We start from the raw sequence: 18061 nt of genomic DNA on the forward strand, positions 1-18061 counted from the left end.
TCAAATGGCGCGCCAAGCGTAAAACAATGGATGCGGAAACAGCCGTGCAATTGTTAAATGCGGGTTATCCGCGCAACCGTGCGCCATATACTCGAGCTAGACGTTCCACCAGAGTTTGAATAGCCAGATCGACCGTTTCATCCTGAAGGGTTCCGCCAGTATCTTGCAAGGTCACCCGGAACGCAAGGCTTTTCTCGTGCGCGGCCAGACCACCGGAAGTGTTTGATTTTGGACGAAATTCGTCGAAAAGTGCAACCTTCTGGACAGCCTTGCAGGCCGGTTCGGACTGGGCCTTCTGAAGCTCGTCGAGCAGCGCCTGAACCTCGATTTTCTGATCGACGACCACTGCGATATCACGTCGTACCGGCGGGAATTTTGAAACTTCCGACGGAATCGGCAATACCCGCTGCATTAATGCTTCCGCTTCGATTTCAAACAGAATCGGCGCATGCGGCAAATCATATTTTTGCATCCAGCGCGGATGCAATTCGCCAATCCAGCCCACTGCGCGACCATTCAATTCGATCCGCGCGCTGCGTCCCGGATGCAGCGCCGGATGCTCGGCCTGTACGAACCGCGCGACCGCCGGTGCGACCAGCGCTTCGAGGTCGCCCTTCACGTCGAAGAAGTCGACGGCACGCGTCGGTGCGCCCCACTGCTCGTCGAGCGCGGGCCCATAGGCGAGCGCGCCGATCATCTTCGGTTGCGCGAAACCTTCGACGGTCAACTCGCCGGCCTTGATCGACGGATCGTGCAGGAATACGCGACCTGCTTCAAACACGCGCACGCGGTCCGCCGCGCGACGGTTCAGATTCGTGCGCAACACATGAATCAGGCTGCCGAACAACGTCGTGCGCATCACCGACAGCTGGCTCGCGATCGGGTTGATCAGACGCACGGGGTTGCTGTTGCCTGCGAAGTCCCGCTCCCACTCGACGTCGACGAAGCTGAAGTTCACCGTTTCCGCGTAGTCGCGCGCGGCGAGCGCATGACGGATCGCGTGGATGGAGCGTTGCGTCTCGTTGGTCGCGCGCATTTCGCTGGTCGCGACCGGCGGGCGCGCCGGAATCTTTTCGAAACCGTGGATACGCGCGACTTCTTCGATCAGGTCCTCTTCGATTTCGATATCGAAGCGGTACGACGGCGGCATTACCGAGAACGTATCGCCGTCACGCTCGAACGAGAGGCCGAGCCGCGTGAAGATCTGCGCGATTTCATCGACACCGATCGCGACGCCGATGATGCGGTTCGCGCGCGAAACGCGCATCTTCACGGGCGCGCGCTTCGGCACGTTGACGATCTGATCGTCGACCGGACCCGCTTCGCCGCCGCAGATGTCGAGGATCAGCTGCGTGATGCGCTCGATATGATCGACGGTCGTCGCGTAGTCGACGCCGCGCTCGAAGCGATGGCCTGCATCGGTCGAAAAGTTGTACTTGCGCGAGCGACCACGAATGCTGTCGGGCCACCAGAACGCGGCCTCGAGATAGATGTTGGTGGTGTCGAGCGTGACCGCGGTGCTGTCGCCACCCATGATGCCCGCGAGGCTTTCGATATGCTGCTCGTCGGCGATCACACCGACCGTTTCGTCGAGCTCGACCGTGTTCCCGTTCAGCAGCTTCAGCGTTTCGCCCTTGCGGCCCCAGCGTACGTCCATGCCGCCGTGGATCTTGTCGAGATCGAACACGTGCGACGGACGCCCCAGCTCGAGCATCACATAGTTCGAGATGTCGACGAGCGCGGAAATGCTACGCTGGCCGGAGCGCTCGAGACGCTCGACCATCCATTGCGGCGACTTCGCGCGCGCATTGACGCCGCGGATCACGCGGCCCGAGAAACGGCCGCACAGATCGGGCGCGGAGATTTTCACGGGCAGCGTTTCGTTGAGCGCGACCGGAGCCGGCTTGATTTCGAGCGGACGCAGCGGCGCTCCGGTAATCGCCGACGTTTCTCGCGCGACGCCGAATACCGACAGACAGTCGGCCTTGTTCGGCGTCAGCTTGATTTCAAAAACGGTGTCGTCGAGATTGAGCGTGTCGCGGATGTCCTGGCCGATCGGCGTGTCTTCCGGCAGGATCATCAGACCGCTGTGATCTTCGGAGAGCTTCAGCTCGCGCGCCGAGCACAGCATGCCCTGGCTTTCCACGCCGCGCAGCTTCGACAGCTTGATCGCGAACGGTGCGCCGCCCTCTTCGGCCGGCGGCAGTTGCGCGCCGACCAGCGCGACCGGCACCTTGATGCCGGGCGCAACATTCGGCGCGCCGCACACGATGTTGAGCGTCGCGCCGGTGCCAGCGTCGACCTGACACACGTTGAGCTTGTCCGCATCCGGGTGCTTGACGACTTCCAGCACCTGGCCGACGACGATCTTCGAGGTCGGCGGCGCGGCCGTCCGCAGGTCTTCGACTTCGAGACCCGCCATCGTCAACGCGTGCGACAGCTCGTCGGTGGTCAGTTGCGGATCGACAAAAGTTCTGAGCCAGGATTCCGGAAATTGCATGGTTCTGTGTACGTTGTGATCAGGTTAGGTCCACGTCCGGCAGATGCTTCGTAAAGCCCGGTGGTCTTGCGCCGGTTCAGCGAGCTCTGCCGGGGACGCTCGCGGCGCGCACCAGGTGCGCTGCCGCGATTTATGCTTCGTCGCGCTCGCGCGCGCCGGGTCACGCGAATTGACGCAGGAAACGCAGGTCGTTTTCGAAAAACAGGCGCAGGTCCTGCACGCCGTAACGCAGCATCGTGAGACGCTCGAGGCCACTGCCGAAAGCGAAGCCGATGTAGCGCTCCGGGTCGAGACCCATGTTGCGGATCACAGTCGGATGCACCTGGCCGGAGCCCGAAATTTCGAGCCACTTGCCCGCGTTCTTGCCCGTTTCGAACTGCATGTCGATCTCGGCCGACGGTTCGGTGAACGGGAAATACGACGGACGGAAGCGCACGAGAATGTCGTCGCGCTCGAAGAATTTCTTCAGGAAGTCGGTATAGACGCCCTTCAGGTCCGCGAAGCTGATGTTCTCGTCAATCCACAGGCCTTCGACCTGGTTGAACATCGGCGAATGCGTCGCGTCGCTATCCACGCGATACGTGCGGCCCGGCACGATCACCTTGATCGGCGGCGTGTTGGTGCGCGCGTAGCGCACCTGCATCGGGCTCGTATGCGTGCGCAGCAGCAGCGGGCGGCCGTCGGCATCCTTGCCGTCGACGTAGAAGGTGTCCTGCATCGAACGCGCCGGATGGTTTTCCGGGCTGTTCAGCGAGGTGAAGTTGTACCAGTCGGTTTCGATCTCGGGGCCGTCGGCCACGTCGAATCCGATCGTACGGAAAATCTGTTCGACGCGCTCCCAGGTGCGCATCACCGGGTGCAGGCTACCCGCATTGGCGCCGCGGCCCGGCAGCGTGACGTCGATCGCTTCAGCAGCGAGACGCTGGTTCAGAAGTGCGTCGGCGAGCGCCTGACGACGTGCCGTCAGCGCGGCCTCGACCTGTTGCTTGACGAGGTTGATCCGTGCGCCTTCGGTCTTGCGCGTTTCGGGATCGAGTTTGCCAAGGCCCTTCAACAGCTCGGTCAGCGCACCCGCCTTACCGAGAAAGCGCGCTTTCTCGTTCTCGAGGGTGGTGATGTCGGGGGCTTCTGCGAAGGCTTTTTGCGCGTCGGCGACAATCTGGTCCAGATCCATTGATCCCATCATTTCAACGTCAGTGTTCTATCGAAACAAAACTGGTTCTACCAACAAAAACGGGGCTCGGTGAGGAGCCCCGTTTTTGTTGCAGCGTCACCGAGACTACCGGATGTTCGCTGCAACGAACCACGCAGTTTTAATTGCCAGAAGCGCAATCAGGCTGCAACGGCGGCTTTCACCTGCTGAACGATCGCAGCAAAAGCAGCCTTGTCGAACACAGCCATGTCGGCCAGCACCTTACGGTCCAGTTCGATCGACGCCTTCTTCAGGCCGTTGATGAACACGCTGTACGTCATGTCGTGCTGACGCACCGCCGCGTTGATACGCGTGATCCACAGTGCGCGGAACACACGCTTCTTGTTGCGGCGGTCGCGGTAGGCGTATTGGCCTGCGCGCATGACCGCCTGCTTGGCGATGCGATAGACGTTATTGCGACGGCCGCGGTAACCCTTGGCCAGCTTGATGATCTTCTTGTGACGGGCCCGTGCGGTAACCCCACGTTTTACTCGAGGCATGTTTCGCTCCTATGAGTGTCGGTTAAGGGTTAAGCGAACGGCAGCATTGCGCGAACGGAGTTCAGATCGGAATCATGAACTGCCGTGGAGCCGCGCAGATGGCGTTTGTTCTTGGTGGTCTTCTTGGTAAGAATGTGACGCTTGAAGGCCTGACCGCGCTTGACGGTACCGCCCGGACGCACCACGAAGCGCTTTGCAGCGCTCTTCTTGGTCTTCATCTTCGGCATGACAACTCCATTATTAGATGGACATGGGTGTGCGGTCGGCCAGATGGCCATTTCCCGCCCTTCGAAACCCATTCCACTTGGTATGCAGACCGCCGATACCGCCAGCGGCCGCTTTTCGGGAACCACTGCGCACTTGCATGCGCGACGTTCCGAAACCTTCCGACACCAAGCCGGACACCCAGCACAGCATCAAACAACCTTGCGCCGCCGGAGCGCGCGCCACATGGCACGCCGTCGCTCCGGCCAACTGCTTCGCGCTTACTTCTTTTTCTTCGGAGCGAGCACCATGATCATCTGGCGCCCTTCCATTTTCGGCATCTGCTCGACCTGACCGACTTCGTCGAGGTCGGTGCGCAGGCGTTCGAGCATGCGCATGCCGATTTCCTGGTGAGCCATTTCGCGGCCACGGAAACGCAACGTGATTTTCGTCTTGTCGCCGTCTTCGAGGAAGCGGACGAGGTTGCGCAGCTTGACGTTGTAATCACCGTCGTCGGTACCTGGGCGGAATTTGACTTCCTTGACCTGGATGACCTTCTGCTTGAGCTTGGCCTCGTGTTGCTTCTTCGCTTCCTGGTACTTGAATTTGCCGTAGTCCATCAAGCGGCAAACTGGCGGAACCGCTTGCGGAGCGATTTCGACCAGATCTACGTCCTGCTGTTCCGACATTCGGAACGCATCAGCGAGTTTCACGATGCCGAGCGGTTCGTTCTCGACGCCGACCAGTCGCACCTCGGGTGCTGTAATTTCACCGTTGATGCGGTGCGCAGACTTATCAGTAGCGATGTTACGTTTCCTCTAAAAATTAAAAAAAACGAGCCGGGTACCAAGTGGCTCAGTTGAACGACTGCACGTCCTGGCGCAGACGCTCAATGAAGGCGTCAACAGGCATTACACCCATATCGACACCACCACGGGCACGCACGGCTACCGTTTGCGCTTCACGCTCCTTGTCGCCGACCACCAACAGGTAGGGGACCTTTTCCAGCGTGTGCTCGCGTATTTTATAGCTAATCTTCTCGTTGCGCAAATCGGCCTCGACTCTAACCCCTTGTTTTTGCAACGATTGGGCTAGCGCCTGCGCGTATTCGGCCTGACTTTCCGCAATATTCATCACAACGACCTGCATCGGCGCGAGCCAAGCGGGCATTGCACCAGCATGGTGCTCGATCAGAATCCCGAGGAAACGCTCCATCGATCCGACGATCGCCCGGTGCAGCATGATCGGGCGACGGCGACTGTTGTCTTCGGCAACGTATTCGGCACCCAGCCGCTCCGGCAACACCATGTCGAGCTGCAGCGTACCGCACTGCCACGAGCGGCCGAGCGCGTCCTTGATGTGATACTCGACCTTCGGGCCGTAGAATGCACCCTCGCCGGGCAACTCTTCCCACGTGACGCCGCAGGCCGTCAGCGCCTCGCGCAGTCCCTGCTCCGCGCGATCCCAAGTTTCGTCGGTGCCGGCGCGCGCATCCGGGCGCAGTGACAGCTTGATCTCGACGTTATCAAAGCCGAAGTCGCGGTAGACGCTCATTGCCAGCGTGTTGAACGCGATCGATTCGCTGATGAACTGATCTTCGGTACAGAAAATATGCGCGTCGTCCTGCACGAAGCCGCGCACACGCATCAGTCCATGCAGCGCGCCCGACGATTCGTTGCGATGGCACGAACCGAACTCCGCGTAACGCAGCGGCAGATCGCGATACGAGCGCAGACCGTGATTGAACACCTGCACGTGACCGGGGCAGTTCATCGGCTTGATCGCGTAGTCGCGCTTTTCCGATTCCGTCGTGAACATGTTTTCACGATAGTTCTGCCAGTGGCCCGACGCTTCCCACAGCGAGCGGTCCATGATCAATGGCGTCTTGATTTCCAGGTAGCCGGCGTCGTTCACGCGACGGCGCATGTACTGCTCGACTTGCTGCCACAGCGTCCAGCCGCGCGGATGCCAGAACACCATGCCCGGCGACTCGTCCTGCATGTGGAACAGGTCGAGCTGCTTACCAAGCTTGCGATGGTCGCGCTTCTCGGCTTCTTCGAGCATGTGGAGATACGCTTCCTGGTCTTCCTTCTTCGTCCAGGCCGTGCCGTAAATGCGCTGCAGCTGCTCGTTCTTCGAGTCGCCACGCCAGTACGCGCCCGCGACTTTCATCAGCTTGAAGACCTTCAGCTTGCCGGTGGACGGCACGTGGGGGCCGCGGCACAGGTCCGTGAAGCCGCCATGCGAGTACAGTTTGATTTCGTCGCTAGCGGGGATCGATTCGATGATCTCGGCCTTGTACTTTTCACCGATGCTCTTGAAGTACTCGACCGCTTCGTCGCGGGACACCACGCGACGCGACACCGGCTCGTCCCTCTTCGAGAGTTCCTGCATGCGCTTTTCGATCTTTTCGAGATCTTCCGGCGTGAAAGGACGGTTATAGGAGAAGTCGTAATAGAAACCGTTGTCGATGACCGGGCCGATCGTGACCTGCGCTTCCGGGTACAGATCCTTCACCGCGTACGCGAGCAGGTGCGCCGTCGAGTGGCGGATGATATCGAGACCGTCTGCGTCCTTCTCCGTGACGATGGCGAGCGCCACGTCGTGATCGATCAGCATGGACGTATCGACCAACTCCCCGTCGATCTTGCCGCCGAGCGCGGCTTTCGCGAGACCGGGGCCGATCGAGGCGGCCACTTCGGCGACGGTCACCGGATGCTCGTACTGTCGAACAGAACCGTCAGGCAAACGTATCGAAACCATTGCGTTCTCCGTGGTGCCGACCGGCGGCGGCACATACAACCAGGGTCAAAAAGACAAAAAAAATGCGGCCCCGCTTTCGAGGGGCCGCATTCACATTTTATGCAAACTTCACTGGCGAAAGTGGTCCTCGACTAGCGTCGTTCCGAAGTGGTTTCGGTCAACGTTCGCGGTGTCATAACCGTATTCGCCTTTTTGCGCTCAAAGCGCTTACTGCAGTTTGCGAAACCCCAGCGAGGCCGGAATTTCATTTTCGTTGGTAGGCTCGATTGGACTCGAACCAACGACCCCCACCATGTCAAGGTGGTGCTCTAACCAGCTGAGCTACGAGCCTGAAGAAACGAGAGTATATGGGGTATAGCGCAGCTTGGCAAGTACTTTTATGCGGCGACTTTAATCCGTCGCGCCACTAGCGGGGCTTTTTCCAACCGCCCGCGCCTCAGTTCTTGCGCGTCGCGCGCACGACACCCGTGATCTCGCCCAGCAGCGTGCACGCGCGCTGAATCTGCGCGGAGCTCGACACCTCGACGGTAAATTGCATGAACGCGGCATTGCGGCGCGATTGCGTCTTTACGCCGATCACGTTCATCTTTTCCCGCGCGAATACTTCGGAGATATCGCGCAGCAGACCTTGCCGGTCCGTCGCCTCGATGCTGAGGTCGACCGGGTAGACGGAATGGCCGCGACCGCTCATCACGTCCGCCGACCACGCCGTCTGAAGCACGCGCTCCGGCGCGCGCTCCGCCATCCGGCGGAACGTCGCGCAATCGCTGCGATGAACCGACATGCCCTTGCCTCGCGTAACGAATCCGCAGATGTCGTCGGGCGGCGCCGGCCGGCAGCAGCGCGCGAGCTGGGTGAGCAACGCATCGACGCCGACCACCAGCACCCCCGTGGATGCGCCGCGCGCGACGCTCGCGCCGCTGCTGCGTTTCTCGAACTTCTCCGGCGCATCGACCTCGGGCTCGGGCGGCGGCGCATCCTGCAACGCCTGCTCGACGAGCCTCAGACTGAACTCCTCCTTGCCGACCACGGAGAACAGGTCGTCGGTGGTCTTGAAACCGAGCCGCGCGGCCAGTTGATCGAGATTGACCGAGGTCTTGCCTTCGCGCTGCAGGGTTTTTTCAACCATCGCGCGACCGTTCGCGATGTGCTCCTGTAACTCCACCGCGTTGAACCATGCGCGCACCTTCTGCCGCGCGCGCGGGCTTTGCAGATAGCCAAGTTGCGGATTAAGCCAGTCGCGCGACGGACCGCCTTCCTTCACCGCCACGATCTCGACCGTCTGGCCGTTCTGCAGCGGCGTGTTGAGCGGCACCATCGCGCCGTCGACGCGCGCGCCGCGGCAACGATGCCCAAGCTCGCTGTGCAGGTGAAACGCGAAGTCGATCGGCGTCGCGCCGTGCGGCAACGGAATCACGCGCGCCTGCGGCGTCAGCACGTAGATGTGATCGTCGTCGAGCGTGGCCTGGCGCAATTGCTCCCACGGTTGTGCCGAGCCCGCTTCGCCATGCTCGCCCTCGGAGACCTCGTCCTTCCACGCGAGCAGCTGTCGCAGCCAGGCGATCTTCTCGTCGTATTTCTCGCTCGCGGTGAACGTGCCGCCATAGCCGCGCGCACCCGCTTCCTTGTAGCGCCAGTGCGCGGCCACGCCGTATTCGGCGAAGCGATGCATTTCCTGCGTGCGGATCTGCACTTCGAACGCGCGGCCGTCGTCGCCGATCACGACGGTGTGCAGCGACTTGTAGCCGTTCGGCTTCGGCCGGGAGATGTAATCGTCGAACTCCTTCGGCACCGGCTGCCACAGGTTGTGCACGATGCCGAGCACGGTGTAGCAGTCCTTGATGTCCGGCACGATCACGCGAAACGCGCGCACGTCGTACAACTCGGCGAAGTCCAGCTCCTTGCCGCGCATCTTGCGCCAGATGCTGTAGATATGCTTCGGCCGACCGCTCACTTCCGCGCGGACATGCGCGGCGGCCAGCTCCTGCTGCAGGCGTTCGATCGCCTGCGCGACATAGCTCTCGCGCTCGACGCGCTTCTCGTCGAGCAGTTTCGCGATGCGCTTGTAGGTGTCCGGCTCCTCGAAACGGAACGCGAGGTCCTCGAGCTCCCACTTCAATTGCCAGATACCGAGGCGGTTCGCGAGCGGCGCGTAGATATCGAGCGTTTCGCGTGCGACGTCGGGCGACGGCGTGAGCTTCGCGGCCGCGTAGTAACGCAGCGTTTGCAGCCGCGACGCGAGGCGGATCAGCACGACGCGAATGTCCTGCGCGAACGCGAGCAGCATTTTGCGCAGCGCCTCGACCTGCACGCGGCGCGCAGCCTGCGCGTCACGCCCGGCCTCGGGCATCGCGTTTTGCGCCGCGCGCAAACTGACCGTGCCGAGCCGCAGCAGCTTGCGTACGTCGCCGACCAGTTGGGCGACTTCTTCGCCGAAGTTGTCGGCGATCACGCGCTCCGGATCGCGCAGATGCGGTGTCAGCGCAAACAGCGCAGCGGCCAGCACCGCCGGCGGATCGACGTTGAGCTTGCGCATGATCGACGCGGTGCCCGCCGCGTGATCCGCGAGCAATTCGCCCGACGACAGCCGCACCTCGCCCGCATGTTCGCGCACGAACGCCATCGCTTCGTCGAAGGAACGATGGGGATGAGGCGCGCTCGGAACGGTATCGGTGTTCATGGTGCGACGGCCCGCCGGGCCAGACGATTCAACGGAAAATCAACCACGGTGCTGCCGGACGGCCGCGACTCAGTTGCGCTGCGCCGCGATCACGACGATTTCGACGAGGCACTTCGGATTCGCAAGCTTTGCCTCGACGGTCGCGCGCGGCGGCGTGTCGCCCTGCGCGACCCACTCGTCCCACACGGCGTTCATGCCGGCGAAATGCGCCATGTCCGAGAGATAGATCTGCACCGACAGCAACAGCGACTTGTCGCTGTTCGCTTCGGCGAGCAGACGGTCGATGTGGCCGAGCACTTCGCGCGTCTGGCCGGCGATGTCCTGATCGTCGTCTTCGGCGATCTGACCCGCGAGGTACACGGTGCCGTTGTGCACGGCCATTTCCGAGAGACGCTTGCCGACGTGATAACGAATGACTGCCATGAAAAGTCCTGAGCTGAGGGGTTAATCGAACTACGTCCCACACGACACTGCCGATGAAATCGTCATGCGGAACTCAATATTATGACGCGTTCGCGGCCTAACCGATGAAGAACTCCCTCGCGAGCGCGATCTGGTCCGCCGCCAGGAACGCCGGCGCATGCCCGACGCCGGCGATCTCCACGCTCGATGCGGCACGCGCGGTCGACACCATCTTCGCGACCGTTTCACGCGACAGCAAATCCGACTGCTCGCCGCGCACCACCAGCACCGGCCCCTGGAACGACGCGAGCGAATGCCACAGCGCCGCCTCGCCAAGCTTCGCCGCTTCCTCGGTGACCGCCGCGAACGGCTGCGCGATGCGCGGGTCATAGCGCAGCACCCATGCGCCGTCCTCTTCGCGCAGCAACGGCGTATTGATTTCGCGCCATTCGTCCGGAGTCAGCGGTCCGAAGCTCTGCGCGAGCTGCGCGGCATAGTCAACGCCCTGCTGCAGCGTTTCGAAGCGTGCGGGCTTGCCAAGGTAATCGCCGATGCGCTTGACCGCGACCGGCTCCAGATGCGGCCCGACGTCGTTCAGCAGCAGCTTGCGGATTGGCGTGTCCGGCAGGCCGGCGAGCCCCATGCCGATCAGGCCGCCCATCGAGGTGCCGAACCAGTCGACGGTGTCGACGTCGAGCCGCGCGATCAGTGTGACCATGTCGGCGACGTACTGCGGCACCGCGTATAAGTTGGGGTTCGCGAGCCACGACGACAAGCCCCGGCCAACCACGTCCGGGCACACCACGCGATAGGTGTCCGCGAAGTTGGCGGCGAGGCGGTCGAAATCGCGCCCCGATCGCGTGAGTCCGTGCACGCACAGCAACACTCGGGGATTGTCCGGGTCGCCCCACTCGGTATAGGCGACGCGATGCAGGCCGGCAGCGCTCGCGCACCGCACGTAACGTTGACGCGGCGCGGGCCGCCCGGTGGTGGAAGCGGAATTCGTTGCGGTCATCTGGTGTCCTTGCAAAGACGCTGCGGATTGGGCTGCAAACGATTGTAAACCGCTTCGTCGCGCGGCAAGCGTCGGCCAGAAGGCTTAGGAAGGTCGATCCAACCGTCCGGCGCATCCGCCGCCGTGCGCCAAATACAGAACGGGCGAGACTCACGTCTCGCCCGTCCGGAACACACCGTTGCCGCCGCGCGGTCGCGCCGACGCGCGCAGCGGCGTTTCAACCCGCCTCAGCTCACCGCGCTCACATCGAGCGGCGCGCCGGTTTTCGCCTTGATTTCGTCGACGCTCACACCCGGCGCGAGTTCGGTCACTTTCAAGCCGTTTTCGGTCACTTCGATCACGCCGAGATCGGTGATGATCTCGTCGACCACACCCACGCCCGTCAGCGGCAGCGTGCATTCTTCGAGGATCTTGTGCTGATCGCCCTTCGCGACGTGCTCCATCAGCACGACCACGCGCTTGACGCCCGCGACCAGGTCCATCGCGCCGCCCATGCCCTTGATCATCTTGCCCGGGATCATCCAGTTCGCGAGATCGCCCTTCCTGCTGATCTGCATCGCACCGAGAATCGCGAGATTGATGTGGCCGCCGCGAATCATCGCGAACGAATCCGCCGAAGAGAAAATCGACGAACCGGGCAGCGTCGTCACCGTTTGCTTGCCGGCGTTGATCAGGTCGGCGTCGACTTCGTCTTCGGTCGGCGACGGGCCGATACCGAGCAGACCGTTCTCCGACTGCAGCCACACTTCGACGCCCGCCGGCACGTGGTTCGCGACCAGCGTCGGCAAGCCGATGCCGAGGTTCACGTAAAAGCCGTCCTGCAGTTCCTTCGCCGCGCGCGCGGCCATTTCGTCACGAGTCCATGCCATGATCAGTCTCCTTTCGCGCGGACGACGCGTTGTTCGATGCGTTTTTCCGGATGCGCATTCAGCACGATGCGCTGCACGAAGATGCCAGGCGTATGGATCGCGTCCGGATCGAGCTCGCCCACTTCGACAATCTCTTCGACTTCCGCGACGGTGATGCGGCCCGCCATCGCGCACATCGGATTGAAGTTGCGCGCGGTGCGGCGATAGATCAGGTTGCCGGCCTTGTCGGCCTTCCATGCCTTGACGAGCGCGACATCGGCGGTCAGCGAATGTTCGAGCACGTAGTGGTTCTCGCCGAACTGGCGGGTTTCCTTGCCCTCGGCGATCTGCGTGCCGTAGCCGGTGTTCGTGAAAAACGCCGGGATGCCCGAGCCGCCCGCGCGCAGCTTCTCGGCGAGCGTGCCTTGCGGCGTGAATTCGAGCTCGAGTTCGCCGGCCAGGTACTGGCGTTCGAACTCCTTGTTTTCGCCGACGTACGACGAGATCATTTTCTTGATCTGACGCGTCTCGAGCAGCAGGCCGAGGCCGAAACCGTCGACGCCCGCGTTGTTGCTGATGCAGGTGATGCCCTGCACCTTCGAATCGCGCAGCGCTGCGATCAGCGCCTCAGGAATGCCGCACAACCCGAAGCCGCCGACGGCGAACGTCTGCCCGTCCTTGACGATGTCCTTCAGCGCCTCGGCGGCGCCTGGATAGACCTTGTTCATCTGTATGTCCCTTCCTTTATGGAAACCCGAAACGTGTACGCAGGCCGCCGGATCATTGCGGCTGATATCGCAACGGGTGAACTTCACGTCGCCTCACGATACCGCTACGTCATTCTAGTCATCCGCGGCTTGAGCCGCATTGTCATCCGCCCGAAAGAGTACGCTGGGCCCGCCATGCGGCACAATACGCAAAAATACATAAGTACTTGCCGCCCCCCATGCCCGCCCTGGATTACCGCACTGCGTTTCACCTCGCGCCGATCGGACTCGTGCTGTCCCGCGAGCGAACCATCGAAGACTGCAACGACGAGCTAGCGTCGATATTCGGCTACGCGCGCCACGCGCTGATCGGTCAGTCGTTCCAGGTGTTGTATCCATCGGCGGACGAGTTCGAGCGGATCGGCGCGCGCATTCCGCCGATCATGACCGCGCAAGGCAGCTACGCGGACGACCGGATCATGAAGCGCGCGAACGGCGAGCTGTTCTGGTGTCACGTGACGGGCCGCGCGCAGCAGCGCACCGACCCGCACGCGGCGGGTGTCTGGACCTTCGAGGATTTGAGCGCAACCCGGCGGGTCGCGGTGGAACTGACGCCACGCGAGCGCGAAATCGCCGCGCAACTGGTGACGGGCAAGACCAGCAAGCAGATCGGCCGCATGCTCGACATCAGCCCGCGCACGGTCGACGTCTACCGCGCGCGGCTCATGCGCAAATACGATACGGGCAATGCGACCGAGCTGTTGCAGCGGCTGCTCGGGGATTGAGAGAGGGCGTTTGAAGCGCGCGACAGCGCTGTCAAGCCGCGCGCTCAGGCCGCCTTGACGAGCGCCGCGCTCTCGATGGCCGCGCGCAGTACGTCAGGCACCGGCACCGACTTGCCCGCCGCGTAGTCGATCCACACGCATCGCGCGGCGCCTCGCGCATAGAGCGTATCCGGCTCATCGGCGCGCAGGAGCTCGAAAGCCGTATCGAAGCTGCTGCGCCCCGGTGTCGCCACCGACATCCGGCCGATCACGTCGCCCGGATAGTGCAGCTGCTTCAGAAACTCCATCGACGCATTGACGATCACCGGCCCCTGCCCGTGCGCGCGCTGGCCGACAAAGTCCATGTGCTCGAACCAGGAAATCCGCACCTGCTCCATGTAGCGGAAATAAACCGTGTTGTTGACGTGACCGAAGGCGTCCATGTCGCCCCAGCGGATCGGCATCGTCATTTCGAAAACTGCGTGAAAATCGCTCATCTGTACTTCCGTTCTTCCTTTTTCTGCCTGACTTTTGAAACTTTGGACGACCCGCTCACGCGAGTCCGAAGCCGTCGTCGGCGACGATCACCGAGCCGTTGATGAACTGCGATTCATCCGCCGCGAGCAGCAGGAGCAGCCCATCGAGATCCTCCGGCTTGCCGACCCGATGACGCGGCAGCATCGCCACGAGTTTCTGGCCCTGATCGGTCGACCAGTGGTGATGGTTGATCTCGGTGTCGATATACCCGGGGCAGATCGCGTTCACATTGATGCCGTGCTTGCCCCACTCGAGCGCCATCGCCTTCGTCATGTGGACGACCGCGGCCTTGCTCATCGAATACAGGCCGATTTGCGGCAGCACGCGCAAGCCCGCCATCGACGCGATGTTGATGATCCGGTACGACGGCTTCTGCGCGTTGCTGCCGCGCATGATCATGCGCTTGGCGACTTCCTGCGCCACGAAAAACGCGCCGCGCGTATTCGTGTCGAACACGTATTCGAAGTCCGCCGGCGTGACCTCGGACAGCTTCTGCGTGGTCGACACCCCCGAGTTGTTGACGAGGATATCGATGGTGCCGGCCTCGGTCTCCGCATGCGCGACCGCCGACTTGATGCTCTGATAGTCGGTCACGTCGAGCGACACGACGTGCGCGGCGCCGCCGGACGCCTCGATTTCCGCGCGCAGCTCCTTGAGCCGCTCGGTGCGTCGGCTCGCCAGCACGACCTTCGCGCCCGCCTGCGACAGCACCTGCGCGAAGCGCTTACCCAGCCCGCTCGAGGCGCCCGTAATCAGCGCGACCTTGCCTTCCAGATTGATCGAACGGCCCATTGTCTTTCCTTGTTCGGTTGTGGTGACAACTGCGGTTGACGGGTTCGGTAGGACCCGACTAAGGGTCTATACCGTATCGTAAAATAGTACGGTCGTGCTAATCTGTGGCTTTCGGGTTGCGGCGCGGGAATCGATCGCCCACAATACGAACCCGAAAAAAGCATTCTAACGGTAAGAGGAGCATCAATGACCCCCGCAAGTCTCATTGAGCAGTACGGCCCGCGCGAGTCGATGGAGTATGACGTCGTCATCGTCGGCGGCGGCCCTGCGGGCCTGTCGGCGGCCATTCGCCTGAAGCAGCGCGCCGCCGAACGAGGCGCTGACATTGGCGTGTGCGTACTCGAAAAAGGCTCTGAGATCGGGGCCCATATTCTGTCGGGCGCGGTGATGGACCCGCGCGCGCTGACCGAGCTGATCCCGGACTGGAAGGAAAAAGGCGCGCCGCTGACGGTCGACGTGACCGAAGACCGCTTCCTGTTCCTGTCGGAGACGGGCGCGAAGAGCGTGCCGACCTGGGCGCTGCCGGACAATTTCAAGAACCACGGCAACTACGTGATCAGCCTCGCGAACGTGACGCGCTGGCTGGGTCAGCAGGCCGAGGCGCTCGGCGTCGAGATATTCCCGGGCTTTCCGGCGGCCGAAGTGCTGTACAACGACGACGGCTCGGTCAAGGGCGTCGCGACCGGCAACCTCGGCATCGGCAAGGACGGCGAACCGACCGAAAACTTCCAGCTCGGCATGGAGCTGCACGCGAAGTACACGCTGTTCTGCGAAGGCGCGCGCGGCCACCTCGGCCGCCAGCTGAACGAGAAGTTCAAGCTGCGCGACGGCGTCGATCCGCAGGTGTACGGCATCGGCATCAAGGAACTGTGGGAGATCGATCCCGCGAAGCACAAGCCGGGTCTGGTGATGCACACGGCCGGCTGGCCGCTCGAAAACGACACCTACGGCGGCTCGTTCCTCTACCACATGGACAACAACCAGGTCGTGGTCGGCTTCGTGGTCGGCCTCGGCTATTCGAATCCGTATCTGTCGCCGTTCGAGGAATTCCAGCGCTACAAGACGCATCCGGCGATCCGCGCGATTCTCGAAGGCGGCAAGCGCGTGTCCTACGGCGCGCGCGCGATCACCGCGGGCGGCCTGATGTCGTTGCCGAAGCTGGTGTTCCCGGGCGGTGCGCTGGTCGGCGACGACGCGGGCTTCCTGAACGCGTCGCGCATCAAGGGTTCGCACGCCGCGATCAAGACCGGCATGCTCGCCGCCGATGCCGCGTTCGACGCCGTCCAGGCCGGCCGTCAGTCGGACGAACTGAGCGCCTACCCGGAAGCGTTCAAGACGTCGTGGCTCCACACCGAGCTGTATCGCGCGCGTAACTTCAAGCAGTGGATGAGCAAGGGTCTCTACCTTGGCACGCTGATGGTCGGTCTCGAGCAGAAGCTGCTCGGCGGCAACGTGCCGTGGACGCTGCATCATCAGCATTCCGATCACGAGATGCTGAAGCCGGCTTCGCAGTGCAAGCCGATCACGTATCCGAAGCCGGACGGCAAGCTGACGTTCGACCGGCTCTCCTCGGTGTTCATCTCGAACACGAATCACGAGGAAAATCAGCCGGCGCACCTGACGCTGAAGGATCCGACCGTGCCGGTCAACGTGAACTGGCAGACCTACGCGGGACCGGAGGCGCGTTATTGCCCCGCTGCAGTGTACGAGTTCGTGAAGAACGACGATGGCAGCGAGCGGCTCGTCATCAATGCGCAGAACTGCGTGCACTGCAAGACCTGCGATATCAAGGACCCGACGCAGAATATCGTGTGGGTCACGCCGGAAGGCGGTGGCGGTCCGAACTATCCGAATATGTGATTGATGTGCTGTCTGCCTGTGCGGCGCTGCGCGATAACCGGCAGCGTCGCGCAGGCAAATTCCGATAGCGCGCTCGCGCTTTCGTCTGCGCGCATTCTTGCGCGTTTCGTTGGTCCCCTTCCCTATTTTTTTATGGCGGCTCGTTCGCCGCCAATCGCGGGACCGCGTCAGGGTTACGGCGCGCTCGCCGCGATCTTCGGCGTGCTCACGGCCACATCGCCGCATTGCGCGCGATGGCGCAGCGCGTGATCGATCAGCACGAGCGCAAGCATCGACTCGGCGATCGGCGTCGCACGAATGCCGACGCACGGGTCGTGCCGCCCGAAGGTCTCGACGATCGCGGGGTTCCCCGCCTTGTCGATCGAACGGCGCGGCGTGCGAATGCTCGAGGTCGGCTTGATCGCGATCGACACCGTGATGTCCTGCCCCGTCGAAATACCGCCGAGCACGCCGCCCGCGTGATTGCCGACGAAACCTTCCGGCGTCAGCTCGTCGCCATGCACCGAGCCGCGTTGCGCGACGCTCGCGAAGCCCGCGCCGATCTCGACGCCCTTCACCGCGTTGATGCCCATCATCGCGTGCGCGATGTCGGCGTCGAGGCGGTCGAACAGCGGCTCGCCGAGGCCGACCGGCACACCGGAGGCAACCACGTTGATGCGCGCGCCGATCGAATCACCGTCCTTGCGCAGCGCGTCCATATACGCCTCGAGCTGCGGAACGATCTCCGCATTCGGCACGAAAAACGGGTTTTCGCGCACCTGCGCCCAATCGACGAACGGCACGTCGATCTCGCCGAGCGCGGCCATATAGCCGCGAATTTCGGTGCCGAACTTCTCGCGCAGCCACTTCTTCGCGACCGCGCCCGCCGCGACCGCTGGCGCCGTCAGCCGTGCCGACGAGCGCCCGCCACCGCGGTAATCGCGAATGCCGTACTTTTGCCAGTACGTGTAGTCGGCGTGGCCGGGGCGGAACGTTTCCGCGATGTTGCCGTAGTCCTTGCTGCGCTGGTCGGTATTGCGGATCAGCAGCGCAATTGGCGCGCCGGTGGTTTGACCTTCGAACACGCCCGACAGGATCTCGACCTTGTCTTCTTCCTGGCGCTGCGTCACGTGGCGCGACGTGCCCGGCTTGCGGCGATCGAGTTCGAACTGGATGTCGGCTTCGTTGAGCGCCATGCCCGGCGGGCAGCCGTCGATCACGCAGCCGATAGCGGGGCCGTGCGATTCGCCGAAGGTCGTGACAGTGAAAAGCGTACCGAGCGTGTTGCCGGACATGAGCGTCGTCCAAAGAAATACGG

At 62.7% G+C, this 18061-nt stretch carries 16 protein-coding genes and 1 tRNA gene; 2 read left to right on the top strand and 15 right to left on the bottom strand.

Features of this window, described 5'->3' with window-relative positions:
* Positions 1 to 64 precede the first annotated feature (64 nt).
* The 12 genes from pheT to OKW29_RS29450 form a co-directional block, all read right to left on the bottom strand.
* Entirely contained in the window at positions 65 to 2500 is a 2436-nt protein-coding gene (gene pheT / locus OKW29_RS29395; protein WP_184071106.1) for a phenylalanine--tRNA ligase subunit beta, read from the bottom strand.
* Between the two features lie 160 nt (positions 2501 to 2660).
* Positions 2661 to 3674: a phenylalanine--tRNA ligase subunit alpha gene (gene pheS, locus OKW29_RS29400; protein WP_429293553.1), complete on the bottom strand. Its 1014-nt coding sequence runs from the start codon at positions 3672 to 3674 to the stop codon at positions 2661 to 2663.
* A 158-nt stretch (positions 3675 to 3832) separates the two neighbouring features.
* A complete protein-coding gene (gene rplT, locus OKW29_RS29405) occupies positions 3833 to 4192 on the bottom strand; it encodes a 50S ribosomal protein L20 (RefSeq protein ID WP_006052502.1) in 360 nt (119 codons plus the stop codon).
* 29 nt (positions 4193 to 4221) lie between these two features.
* Positions 4222 to 4419, bottom strand: a complete 198-nt coding sequence (gene rpmI / locus OKW29_RS29410) for a 50S ribosomal protein L35 (protein ID WP_006052501.1) — start codon at positions 4417 to 4419, stop codon at positions 4222 to 4224.
* A 258-nt stretch (positions 4420 to 4677) separates the two neighbouring features.
* Positions 4678 to 5202 (bottom strand): translation initiation factor IF-3, encoded by a 525-nt coding sequence (gene infC, locus OKW29_RS29415; protein ID WP_075643713.1) that lies wholly within the window; start codon positions 5200 to 5202, stop codon positions 4678 to 4680.
* 49 nt (positions 5203 to 5251) lie between these two features.
* Positions 5252 to 7159, bottom strand: coding sequence for a threonine--tRNA ligase (thrS, locus tag OKW29_RS29420; RefSeq protein ID WP_429293554.1), 1908 nt, complete (start codon positions 7157 to 7159; stop codon positions 5252 to 5254).
* A gap of 254 nt (positions 7160 to 7413) precedes the next feature.
* A tRNA-Val gene (locus OKW29_RS29425) sits at positions 7414 to 7490 on the bottom strand.
* Positions 7491 to 7595: 105 nt separating this feature from the next.
* Positions 7596 to 9839 (bottom strand): RelA/SpoT family protein, encoded by a 2244-nt coding sequence (locus OKW29_RS29430; RefSeq protein WP_429293555.1) that lies wholly within the window; start codon positions 9837 to 9839, stop codon positions 7596 to 7598.
* A 69-nt stretch (positions 9840 to 9908) separates the two neighbouring features.
* Positions 9909 to 10262 (bottom strand): RidA family protein, encoded by a 354-nt coding sequence (locus tag OKW29_RS29435; RefSeq protein WP_184071112.1) that lies wholly within the window; start codon positions 10260 to 10262, stop codon positions 9909 to 9911.
* Positions 10263 to 10359: 97 nt separating this feature from the next.
* Complete coding sequence (locus OKW29_RS29440) at positions 10360 to 11256, bottom strand: alpha/beta fold hydrolase (protein ID WP_429293556.1); 897 nt, start codon at positions 11254 to 11256, stop codon at positions 10360 to 10362.
* 227 nt (positions 11257 to 11483) lie between these two features.
* A complete protein-coding gene (locus OKW29_RS29445) occupies positions 11484 to 12125 on the bottom strand; it encodes a CoA transferase subunit B (protein ID WP_184021841.1) in 642 nt (213 codons plus the stop codon).
* Positions 12126 to 12127: 2 nt separating this feature from the next.
* Positions 12128 to 12832, bottom strand: coding sequence for a CoA transferase subunit A (locus OKW29_RS29450; RefSeq protein WP_090800989.1), 705 nt, complete (start codon positions 12830 to 12832; stop codon positions 12128 to 12130).
* 218 nt (positions 12833 to 13050) lie between these two features.
* On the opposite strand from OKW29_RS29450, the gene OKW29_RS29455 reads away from it, so the two are divergent.
* Positions 13051 to 13596, top strand: coding sequence for a LuxR C-terminal-related transcriptional regulator (locus OKW29_RS29455; RefSeq protein WP_429293557.1), 546 nt, complete (start codon positions 13051 to 13053; stop codon positions 13594 to 13596).
* 44 nt (positions 13597 to 13640) lie between these two features.
* On the opposite strand, the gene OKW29_RS29460 is transcribed toward OKW29_RS29455, so the two are convergent.
* Together OKW29_RS29460 and OKW29_RS29465 are read right to left on the bottom strand one after the other, a co-directional pair.
* Positions 13641 to 14072, bottom strand: a complete 432-nt coding sequence (locus OKW29_RS29460; protein WP_090800991.1) for an acyl-CoA thioesterase — start codon at positions 14070 to 14072, stop codon at positions 13641 to 13643.
* Between the two features lie 55 nt (positions 14073 to 14127).
* A complete protein-coding gene (locus OKW29_RS29465; protein WP_429293558.1) occupies positions 14128 to 14904 on the bottom strand; it encodes an SDR family oxidoreductase in 777 nt (258 codons plus the stop codon).
* A gap of 186 nt (positions 14905 to 15090) precedes the next feature.
* Here OKW29_RS29465 and OKW29_RS29470 point away from each other — a divergent pair, with 186 nt between their 5' ends.
* The gene (locus tag OKW29_RS29470; protein WP_429293559.1) at positions 15091 to 16764 is read left to right on the top strand and encodes an electron transfer flavoprotein-ubiquinone oxidoreductase; all 1674 of its coding nucleotides are present in this window, start codon (positions 15091 to 15093) and stop codon (positions 16762 to 16764) included.
* Positions 16765 to 16937: 173 nt separating this feature from the next.
* Here OKW29_RS29470 and aroC read toward each other — a convergent pair whose 3' ends face one another.
* The gene (gene aroC, locus OKW29_RS29475) at positions 16938 to 18038 is read right to left on the bottom strand and encodes a chorismate synthase (RefSeq protein ID WP_184063673.1); all 1101 of its coding nucleotides are present in this window, start codon (positions 18036 to 18038) and stop codon (positions 16938 to 16940) included.
* Between the last annotated feature and the right edge of the window lie 23 nt (positions 18039 to 18061).

The sequence above is a fragment of the Paraburkholderia sp. CI3 genome, assembly GCF_050436505.1.
Classification (GTDB): domain Bacteria; phylum Pseudomonadota; class Gammaproteobacteria; order Burkholderiales; family Burkholderiaceae; genus Paraburkholderia; species Paraburkholderia tuberum.